This is a genomic window from Streptomyces sp. NPDC002057, from assembly GCF_040296665.1.
In the GTDB taxonomy this organism is placed as follows: domain Bacteria; phylum Actinomycetota; class Actinomycetes; order Streptomycetales; family Streptomycetaceae; genus Streptomyces.
Map to the genome: position 1 here is coordinate 56,359 of NZ_JBEOXR010000030.1, position 9,963 is coordinate 66,321.

The window sequence follows — 9,963 nt, forward strand, 5'->3', positions numbered from 1 at the left end:
CCGGTCAGGCCGGTCAGGGGGCCGCCGCGTCGATCGCCTTCACGATCCGCTTGTCCGAGATCGGGTAGGCCGTGCCCAGCGCGTGCGCGAAGTAGCTCACCCGCAGCTCCTCGATCATCCAGCGGATGTCGGTGACCTCGGACGGCACCGGGCGGCCCTTCGGGAGCTGTTCGAGCAGCCAGGCGTACTCGTCCAGCATCTCGTGGACCTTCTCGGTCCGGGTGGTGTCCCGCTGCACCCCGGTCGGCATCTGCTGGAGCCGCCGGTCCACCGCCACCAGATAGCGCATCAGGTCCGGGAGCCGCTTGAGCCCCGTCCGGGTGACGAAGCCCGCCGGCATCAGCCAGGCCAGCTGCTCGCGCACGTCGGTCAGGTTGTTGATCAGGGCCAGGCTGTTGGTGGACTTGAGCCGGCGCTGGCAGGCCTGCCAGGCCGCCAGGATCTGCTGGACCTGGCCCACCGTCCGTACCGTCGTGTCCACCAGGTCCGCGCGGACCTTGTCGAACAGCTTCCGGAAGGACTCCTCGTCCCAGGCCGGACCCCCGTGCTCGGCGATCAGCCGGTCGGCCGCGGCGGTCGCGCAGTCGTCGAAGAGGGCCTGGATCGAGCCGTGCGGGTTCGAGGACAGGGCCAGCTTCTGCTGGTTGGTCAGCTTGTCCGAGGCGAACTTCGCCGGATTCACCGGGATGTTCAGCATGATCAGCTTCCGGGTGCCCCGCCACATCGCCAGAGCCTGCTCGGCCTCCGTGTCGAAGAGCCGGACGGCGACGGTCGCGCCCTCGTCGACCAGCGCCGGGTACGCCTTGACCGGCTGGCCGCCCCGCTTGGTCTCGAAGACCTTCGTGAGCGTGCCGATCGTCCAGTCCGTGAGCCCCGTGCGCTCCAGGGAGGGCCCGGAGCCGTCCGGACCCCCGGTGGCCGCCGCGGCGGCCTGGGAGAGGGCCTTGCGGGCCTTGGGGCGCAGCTGCAGCCGCAGCGTCTCCAGGTCCTTGTCCTCGGCGAGCTTCCTGCGCCGCTCGTCGACGATCCGGAAGGTCACCTTGAGGTGTTCGGGGACCTTCGCCCAGTCGAAGTCCTCGGCCGTGACCGGCACCCCGACCATCCGCTGGAGTTCGCGGGCCAGCGCCCCCGCGAGCGGCTCCTGCACCGGCACGACGACGTCCAGGAAGCGGGACGCGAAGTTCGGCGCGGGGACGTAGTGGCGGCGGATCGGCTTCGGCAGGGAGCGGATCAGCTCGGTGACGACCTCCGCGCGCAGACCCGGGATCTGCCACTCGAAGCCCTCGTCCGTCACCTGGTTCAGCACCTGGAGCGGGACGTGGACGGTCACGCCGTCGGCGTCCGCGCCCGGCTCGAACTGGTACGTCACCCGGAACTTCAGCGGGCCCTGCCGCCAGGAGTCCGGGTAGTCGTCCTTGGTGACCCCTGCGGCCTTCTCGTTGATGAGCATCTCGCGCTCGAAGTCGAGGAACTCCGGCTCCTCGTGGCGCTTGTGCTTCCACCAGGAGTCGAAGTGGGCTCCGGACACGATGTGCTCGGGGACGCGCTTGTCGTAGAAGTCGAAGAGGGTCTCGTCGTCGACGAGGATGTCCCGGCGGCGCGCCCGGTGTTCCAGCTCCTCGACCTCGGTGAGGAGCTTGCGGTTGTCCGCGAAGAACTTGTGGTGGGTGCGCCAGTCGCCCTCGACGAGCGCGTTCCTGATGAACAGGTCGCGGGAGACCTCGGGGTCGATCCGGCCGTAGTTCACCTTGCGGTCGGCGATGATCGGGACGCCGTACAGCGTCACCTTCTCGAAGGCCATCACGGCCGCCTGGTCCTTCTCCCAGTGCGGTTCGCTGTACGTCTTCTTGATCAGGTGCTGGGCGAGCGGCTCGATCCACTCGGGCTCCACGCGCGCGTTGACCCGGGCCCAGAGGCGCGAGGTCTCCACCAGCTCCGCCGACATGACGAAGCGCGGGGGCTTCTTGAAGAGCGCGGAGCCGGGGAAGAGCGCGAACTTGGCGCCGCGGGCACCCAGGTAGTCGTTCTTGGCGCCGTCCTTCACGTCCTTCATGCCGATGTGGCTGAGCAGACCGGCGAGGAGGGAGACGTGGACGGACTGCTCCGGCGCGTCCTCTTCGTTCAGATGAATGCCCATCTGCTTCGCGACCGTCCGCAGCTGGGCGTAGATGTCCTGCCACTCGCGGATGCGCAGGAAGTTCAGGTACTCCTGCTTGCACATCCGGCGGAACGAGGACGAGCCGCGCTCCTTCTGCTGCTCGCGGACGTACCGCCAGAGGTTCAGGTAGGCGAGGAAGTCGCTCGTCTCGTCCTTGAACCGGGCGTGCTGCTGGTCGGCCTGCGTCTGCTTCTCCGCCGGCCGCTCGCGCGGGTCCTGGATGGAGAGCGCGGCCGCGATCACCATGACCTCGCGGACACAGCCGTTCTTGTCGGCCTCCAGGACCATGCGGGCGAGCCGCGGGTCCACGGGCAGCTGGGAGAGCTTCCGGCCCTGCGGGGTGAGCCGCTGCCCCCGCTTCCCCTCCTGGGGGGACTTCTCCTCCGGTTCGATCGCGCCGAGCTCCTGGAGGAGCTGCACGCCGTCCCGGATGTTGCGGTGGTCCGGCGGGTCGATGAAGGGGAACTTCTCGATCTCGCCGAGCCCGGCCGCGGTCATCTGGAGGATGACGGAGGCGAGGTTGGTACGGAGGATCTCGGCGTCCGTGAACTCCGGCCGGGAGAGGAAGTCGTCCTCCGAGTAGAGCCGGATGCAGATGCCGTCGGACGTACGGCCGCAGCGGCCCTTGCGCTGGTTGGCGCTGGCCTGGCTGACGGCCTCGATCGGCAGCCGCTGCACCTTGGTGCGGTGCGAGTAGCGGGAGATGCGGGCGGTGCCCGGATCGATCACGTACTTGATGCCGGGAACGGTCAGGGACGTCTCGGCGACGTTCGTGGCGAGGACGATCCGGCGGCCGGAGTGCGCCTGGAAGACCCGGTGCTGCTCGGCGTGGGAGAGGCGCGCGTAGAGCGGGAGGACCTCGGTGTTGCGGAGCTGCCGTTTGAGGAGGGCGTCCGCGGTGTCCCGGATCTCGCGCTCGCCGGAGAGGAAGACCAGGACGTCGCCCGGTCCCTCGGACTGCAGTTCGTCGACGGCCTCGCAGATCGCGGTGATCTGGTCCCGGTCGGCCTCTTCGGAGTCCTCTTCGAGGAGGGGCCGGTAGCGGACCTCGACCGGGTACGTACGGCCGGAGACCTCGACGATCGGGGCTTCGCCGAAGTGGCGGGAGAAACGCTCCGGGTCGATCGTCGCGGAGGTGATGACGACCTTGAGGTCGGGGCGCTTGGGCAGCAGCTGGGCCAGATAGCCGAGCAGGAAGTCGATGTTGAGGGACCGCTCGTGGGCCTCGTCGATGATGATCGTGTCGTAGGCGCGCAGCTCGCGGTCCGTCTGGATCTCGGCGAGCAGGATGCCGTCCGTCATCAGCTTCACGAAGGTCGCGTCGGGGTTCACCTGGTCGGTGAACCGGACCTTCCAGCCGACGGCCTCGCCCAGCGGGGTCCGCAGCTCCTCGGCGACCCGCTCGGCGACCGTGCGGGCGGCGATCCGGCGGGGCTGGGTGTGCCCGATCATGCCCCGGACGCCCCGGCCGAGCTCCAGACAGATCTTCGGGATCTGGGTGGTCTTCCCGGAGCCCGTCTCACCGGCGACGATCACGACCTGGTGGTCGCGTATCGCCTCCAGGATCTCGTCCTTCTTCTGCGAGACGGGCAGCTGCTCGGGGTAGGTGACCGCGGGCACGCGGGAGGCGCGCCCGTCGACGCGTTCCTTGGCCTTGGCCGCCTCGACGGCGATCTCGTCCAGGACGGCCTCGCGGGCCTCGGGCTTGCGGATGCGGCGGGCGCCTTCGAGACGGCGGCCGAGCCGGTGGGAGTCCCGCAGCGAGACCTCGGCCAGGACGGACTGGAGGGCGGCGAAGGAAGTAGACATACGGAGTCCAGGATCGCACCTGCGGCCGAGAAGCGGCGAACCGATTTACGAGCGGCCTCTCCGGGGGCGGGGGCCGGGGTGCGTACTATTTCGGGCACGTCGACCGGACCGGAGAGGTTTCGCATGTTCTGCACCACCCGCGTGCCGGCGGCGTTCGTCGCGCTCGTGGCGCTGGTGCTCGGCCTCCTGGTCTGCGGTCCGACGGCCGGTCGGGACGCGGCGACGACCGCGGCCCCGGCGGCCGCCCCGGTCCCGGGTGTCCCTCCGACGGCCGCGCCCGTCGCGGGCGCGGGCGTGCCGGGCTGCGATCCGGGCCGTACCGCAGGGGAGGGGGCCGCGGGGCCCGTCGTACCGCCCCGTGCGAGCGGCTTCGCGGAGCTGCTGCCCGCGCTCGCCGCCGACCGGACGCCGTGCGGGGCCCGGGCGACGGAGCCGGACGGCCGGGGCGCTTCGCCGGGGCGGGAGCCGCCCGCGCGCGTACCGCCGTCCCCCGTGGAGCTGTCGGTCCTGAGGGTGTAGACGGACGGCCGCCCTCCGTCCCTCCTTCTCCGTCCCGCCCTTTCAGGAGCACTTCCGCATGTCCAAGTCCAAGCCGATCGTGATCGTCTCCGGGGTGGCGGCCGCCGCCGTCCTGCTCGGCGTCGTCTCGTACACCGCCACCAAGCCCGCCGCTCCCGGCGCCTCGGGTTCCTCGGCCGTCGCCGAGGTCTCCGCCGACCCGTCCGCCGGCGTCTACGCCGAACTGGAGGCGTACGCCCGCCGGGACGCCTCCGACCGGCTCGCCCTCGGCCGGGCCGACGCGCCCGTCGTGCTCATCGAGTACGCCGACTTCAAGTGCGGCTACTGCGGGAAGTTCGCCCGGGACACCGAGCCGGTCCTGGTGAAGAAGTACGTGGACGACGGCACCCTGCGCATCGAGTGGCGGAACTTCCCGATCTTCGGAGAGGAGTCGGAGGCGGTCGCCCGCGCCTCCTGGGCGGCCGGGCAGCAGGGCCGCTTCTGGCAGTTCCACCGGGCCGCCTACGCCGAGGGCGCCAAGGAGAAGGGCTTCGGGAAGGAGCGGCTCGCCGCCCTCGCCGAGGAGGCGGGCGTCCCCGACGCGGCCCGGTTCGCGAAGGACACCGACGGGGCGGCGGCCCGTGAGGCGGTCCGCGCGGACCAGGAGCAGGGGTACTCCCTCGGCGCCACCTCCACCCCGTCCTTCCTGGTCAACGGCCGGCCGATCGCGGGCGCGCAGCCCCTGGAGACCTTCACGGAGACGATCGAGGCGGCGGCGAAGGCCGCGAAGGCGAAGGCGAGCGGGGGCGGGGGCGGGCCGGCGGCGACCGGTTCCGCGAAGCCCTCCCCGGGCACGCCGTGACCGCCGGCATCGGCTACTTCGCCGCCTTCCTGGGCGGTCTGCTCGCCCTGCTCAGCCCGTGCAGCGCCCTCCTCCTGCCCGCCTTCTTCGCGTACTCCGTCGACACGCGCGCGAAGCTGGTGGCCAGGACCGGCATCCTCTACGCGGGCCTGGCGACGACCCTCGTCCCGCTCGGCGCGGCCGGGTCCTTCGCGGGCCGCCTCTTCTACGGCCACCGGGACCTGCTCGTCACCGTCGGCGGCTGGCTGATCATCGGGCTCGGTCTCCTCCAGATCCTCGGCCTGGGCTTCGCCTCCCGGCGGATGGCCGAGGCGAGCGGCCGCATCCGGCCGACGTCGGCGTTCTCCGTCTACGCCCTCGGGCTGGTCTACGGCCTCGCCGGGTTCTGCGCGGGCCCGATCCTCGGCAGCGTCCTGACGGTGGCGGCGCTGAGCGGCAGCCCGGCGTACGGGGGACTGCTCCTCGCCGTGTACGCGCTCGGCATGGCCGTCCCGCTGTTCGTGCTCGCGCTGCTCTGGGAGCGGTACGACCTGGGCCGGCGGCGCTGGCTGCGCGGGCGCCCGCTCCGGGTCGGCCCGCTCACGCTCCACTCGACCTCGCTGCTCTCGGGCCTGTTCTTCGTGGCCCTCGGCACGCTCTTCCTGGTCTTCGACGGGACGACCGCGCTGCCGGGACTGCTCTCGGTGGACGACTCGTTCGCGGTGGAGCAGCGGGTGGCCTCGCTCGGCCGTGCGGTCCCGGACTGGGCGCTGCTCGTCGCGGTGGTGGCCGCGGTGGCGCTGCTGCTCGCCCTGCGGGGCAGGCGGGGGAGCCGGGCGCGGGAGCGCGAGGAGGCGTGACGGTACGGGGGAGGGGCGCGTGCCCCTTCCCCGTACGGAGATGGGGCAGGTACGGGGGCCCTTCCCAGTACGGAGGTGGGGGAGATGCGGGGGCCCTTCCCGTACGGAGGCGGGGCGGGTGCGGGGGCCCTTCCCGTACGGAGCCGCCGTGCGGACCGGGGGCGGCGAGGCCCTTCCCGTACCGGATCGCCGGAACACGAAGAAGGCCCCGTTCTTTCGAACGGGGCCTTCTGTTTGTGGCTGGGGCCGGGGTCGAACCGGCGACCTATCGCTTTTCAGGCGATCGCTCGTACCAACTGAGCTACCCAGCCACGAAGCCGTTTCCAGCTTCAGCGACTCTGACGGGACTTGAACCCGCGACCTCCACCTTGACAGGGTGGCGAGCTAACCAACTGCTCCACAGAGCCAAGCTTGTGCGCGATCACTAGTCTCGCACACGGTGATGCGTGCCCCCAACGGGATTCGAACCCGTGCTACCGCCTTGAAAGGGCGGCGTCCTGGGCCACTAGACGATGAGGGCTAGAGGCTCACCTGCGCACTTCTCAGTGCGTCGGGGACGTGAGAAGCATATGGGATGGCGGCCGCTATCGCCAAAACGGTTTCCGGCGGGGGGACAATGGGCGCGTGCTGGAGATGACGCGCGAGGAGTTCGAAGAGCTGGTCGCCGAGGCCCTGGACCGGATTCCGCCGGAGCTGACGCGGCTGATGGACAACGTCGCCGTGTTCGTGGAGGACGAGCCGGCCCCCGACGATCCCGAGCTGCTCGGGCTCTACGAGGGGACGCCGCTGACCGAGCGCGGTGAGTGGTACGCCGGTGTGCTGCCCGACCGCATCACGATCTACCGGGGGCCGACGCTGCGGATGTGCGAGTCGCGGGAGGACGTGGTCGCGGAGACCGAGATCACCGTGGTGCACGAGATCGCCCACCACTTCGGCATCGACGACGAGCGGCTGCACGCGCTCGGCTACGGCTGAGCCGACGTCCGGGCGGGTTGGGCTCCGGGCGTGTCCCTTGTGGCGTCAGGGGAGTTGGGCAGTGCAACGCGTTCCGTTCCTGCCTGTTGTGTCCTGGAGGTGCCCCCGTGCGCCATTTGCCCACCCCGGTGAGATGGGCCGCCACCGCGCTGGCCGTCGCGGCCTGTGCCGGTCTGAGCGGCTGTATGAGTGTGAGTGACGAGGGGGCGAAGCCGACGCCCGGCGCGTCCGGCGGGAAGCGGGGCGTGGCGACCGACTCCGGCGGCGGCGGTGGCGGTCTGCCCGGCGGTGGCGGCGGGTCCTGGAACGGCCGGCCGGGCGCGGGCGGACCGGACGTGGCCGGCTCGGGCAGCGAGTCCCCGGTGCCGACCGGCTCGCCCTCGGGCACGGCGAAGCCCTCCGCGGGCGCGGTGCTGCCGGTGGAGGGTCCGGGTGGCCCCGGCCCGTCGAAGCCGCAGCCGACCGGCGGCTCGGACGGCCCGGGCGGAGCCGCGGGCGGCTCCGCGGGGAGCGGGAGCGGCGGGAGCGGCAGCGCGGGCGGCGGCAGCGGCGGGAACGGCGGCGGCTCGGGCGACACCGGCGGCGGTGCCACCCCGACGCCGGAGCCGACGGTCCCGAGCCCCGAGCCGACGCCGGAGCCGACCGTCCCGACCCCGGAGCCGACGCCGGAGCCGACCTCGAACCCCACCGATCCGCCGGCGCCCGGGGCCGACACCCAGATGGGTGCGCTGCGGGCGGCGGACGGGCCTGGAGCACCCCCCGAGCCGATGGCGTCTCCCCAGGTCGGACCGGTGTGACGGAGTCCGATTTGCCATAGGTGGGGGAGGGTGCGTATGGTGGTAGATCGTTTGATCCCATTGCCCGGCGCCGACACAGAAGAGCGCCGCGTGGCGCGTACTCTCCCTAGCCGTGGCTGACCGCATTGAGGCGGTCGTTTGCGAAATCACGGAGTTGACGGGCGCGTGCCGAGACTCCGGAAGGTTTCGCATTTCGCATGTCCATTTTCAGTTCTGACCACGCCGTCATGCCCGAGAACGACGAGATCGTCGAGGCCGTAGCGGCCACCGAGATCGTCACGACGGCCGTCATCGACGCCGACGAGCTCGTCGACACCCTCGACGACATCGACATCGACCTCGACCTCGACTCGGACGACTCCGTCGAGGAGCCCGCCGAGCCCACCATCACCTTCGGCGACCTCGGTCTGCCGGACGGCATCGTGCGCAAGCTCGAGCAGAACGGCGTCACGTCCCCGTTCCCGATCCAGGCGGCGACCATCCCGGACGCCCTGGCCGGCAAGGACATCCTCGGCCGTGGCCGTACCGGCTCCGGCAAGACCCTCTCCTTCGGTCTGCCGCTGCTCGCCACCCTGGCCGGCGGTCACACCGACAAGAAGAAGCCCCGCGGCGTCATCCTCACCCCGACCCGTGAGCTCGCCATGCAGGTGGCGGACGCCCTCCAGCCCTACGGCGACGTGCTCGGCCTCAAGATGAAGGTCGTCTGCGGCGGTACGTCCATGGGCAACCAGATCTACGCCCTGGAGCGCGGTGTCGACATCCTCGTCGCCACCCCGGGCCGCCTCCGCGACATCATCAACCGCGGTGCCTGCTCCCTCGAGGCCGTCAAGATCGCCGTCCTCGACGAGGCCGACCAGATGGCCGACCTGGGCTTCATGCCCGAGGTCACCGAGCTGCTCGACCAAATCCCGGTGGGCGGCCAGCGACTGCTCTTCTCCGCCACCCTGGAGAACGAGATCGACAGCCTGGTCAAGCGCTACCTGGTGAACCCCGTCACCCACGAGGTCGACCCCTCCGCCGGTGCCGTCACCACCATGACCCACCACGTCCTCGTCGTGAAGCCGAAGGACAAGGCCCCGGTCACGGCCGCCATCGCCGCGCGCAAGGGCCGCACGATCATCTTCGTCCGCACCCAGCTGGGCGCCGACCGCATCGCCGAGCAGCTGCAGGACTCGGGCGTCAAGGCCGACGCGCTGCACGGCGGCATGACGCAGGGCGCCCGTACGCGCGTCCTCGAAGACTTCAAGAAGGGCTACGTCAACGCGCTCGTCGCGACCGACGTCGCCGCCCGAGGCATCCACGTCGACGGCATCGACCTGGTCCTCAACGTGGACCCGGCCGGCGACCACAAGGACTACCTGCACCGCTCGGGCCGTACCGCCCGTGCCGGCCGCTCCGGTGTCGTGGTCTCCCTGGCCCTGCCGCACCAGCGCCGCCAGATCTTCCGTCTGATGGAGGACGCGGGCGTCGACGCCTCGCGCCACATCGTCGGCGGTGCCGGCGCCTTCGACCCCGAGGTCGCCGAGATCACCGGCGCCCGTTCGCTGACCGAGGTCCAGGCCGACTCGGCGAACAACTCGGCCAAGCAGGCCGAGCGCGAGGTCGTCGACCTGACCAAGCAGCTGGAGCGCCTGCAGCGCCGCGCCGTCGAGCTCCGCGAGGAGGCCGACCGCCTGGTGGCCCGCGCCGCCCGTGAGCGTGGCGAGGACCCGGAGGCCGCTGTCGCCGAGGTGACCGAGGCCGCCGAGGCCGAGGTCGCCGCCGCCGCGGTGGAGGCCGAGCGCGCCGCCCGCGCCGAGGAGCAGCGCCGCGAGGAGCGTCCGGCCCGCGACGAGCGGGGCAACTACGAGCGTCGTGACCGTGGTGGCGACCGCGGTGGCTTCAACCGTGACGACCGCGGTGGTTTCCGCGGCGGTGACCGTGGCGGTGACCGTGGTGGTTTCCGTCGCGACAACGACCGTCCGTCCGGTGGCTTCCGTCGTGACGACCGTCCGTCGGGTGGCTTCAACCGTGACGACCGTGGTG

7 protein-coding genes and 3 tRNA genes are annotated in these 9,963 nt (G+C 71.5%); 6 read left to right on the forward strand and 4 right to left on the reverse strand.

Annotation, left to right across the window (positions count from 1 at the left end; translation table 11 throughout):
- Nucleotides 1-13: 13 nt before the first annotated feature.
- Nucleotides 14-3,967: an ATP-dependent RNA helicase HrpA gene (gene hrpA / locus ABT129_RS22885; RefSeq protein ID WP_351904511.1), complete on the reverse strand. Its 3,954-nt coding sequence runs from the start codon at nt 3,965-3,967 to the stop codon at nt 14-16.
- A gap of 123 nt (nt 3,968-4,090) precedes the next feature.
- Here hrpA and ABT129_RS22890 point away from each other — a divergent pair, with 123 nt between their 5' ends.
- From ABT129_RS22890 to ABT129_RS22900, 3 genes are read left to right on the forward strand one after another with little or no spacing between them, the layout of a single operon-like run.
- Complete coding sequence (locus ABT129_RS22890; RefSeq protein ID WP_351904514.1) at nt 4,091-4,486, forward strand: hypothetical protein; 396 nt, start codon at nt 4,091-4,093, stop codon at nt 4,484-4,486.
- Between the two features lie 58 nt (nt 4,487-4,544).
- Complete coding sequence (locus tag ABT129_RS22895; RefSeq protein ID WP_351904517.1) at nt 4,545-5,327, forward strand: DsbA family protein; 783 nt, start codon at nt 4,545-4,547, stop codon at nt 5,325-5,327.
- A complete protein-coding gene (locus ABT129_RS22900) occupies nt 5,324-6,166 on the forward strand; it encodes a cytochrome c biogenesis CcdA family protein (protein WP_351904520.1) in 843 nt (280 codons plus the stop codon). The genes ABT129_RS22895 and ABT129_RS22900 overlap by 4 nt, the downstream gene beginning before the upstream one ends.
- A gap of 237 nt (nt 6,167-6,403) precedes the next feature.
- Here the strand turns inward: ABT129_RS22900 and ABT129_RS22905 are convergent.
- The 3 genes from ABT129_RS22905 to ABT129_RS22915 form a co-directional block, all read right to left on the reverse strand.
- Nucleotides 6,404-6,477 (reverse strand) — tRNA-Phe (locus tag ABT129_RS22905).
- Nucleotides 6,478-6,499: 22 nt separating this feature from the next.
- Nucleotides 6,500-6,573, reverse strand: a tRNA-Asp gene (locus ABT129_RS22910).
- Nucleotides 6,574-6,613: 40 nt separating this feature from the next.
- Nucleotides 6,614-6,686 (reverse strand) — tRNA-Glu (locus ABT129_RS22915).
- A gap of 104 nt (nt 6,687-6,790) precedes the next feature.
- Here ABT129_RS22915 and ABT129_RS22920 point away from each other — a divergent pair.
- The 3 genes from ABT129_RS22920 to ABT129_RS22930 all read left to right on the forward strand — a co-directional run.
- On the forward strand, nt 6,791-7,141 hold the full coding sequence (locus ABT129_RS22920) for a metallopeptidase family protein (protein WP_033208941.1): 351 nt from the start codon (nt 6,791-6,793) through the stop codon (nt 7,139-7,141).
- A gap of 107 nt (nt 7,142-7,248) precedes the next feature.
- Nucleotides 7,249-7,938 carry a hypothetical protein gene (locus ABT129_RS22925; RefSeq protein ID WP_351904523.1) on the forward strand — a complete coding sequence of 230 codons (690 nt, stop codon included), beginning with the start codon at nt 7,249-7,251 and terminating at the stop codon, nt 7,936-7,938.
- A 197-nt stretch (nt 7,939-8,135) separates the two neighbouring features.
- A partial coding sequence (locus ABT129_RS22930; RefSeq protein WP_351904526.1) for a DEAD/DEAH box helicase occupies nt 8,136-9,963 on the forward strand: 1,828 nt, incomplete at its 3' end.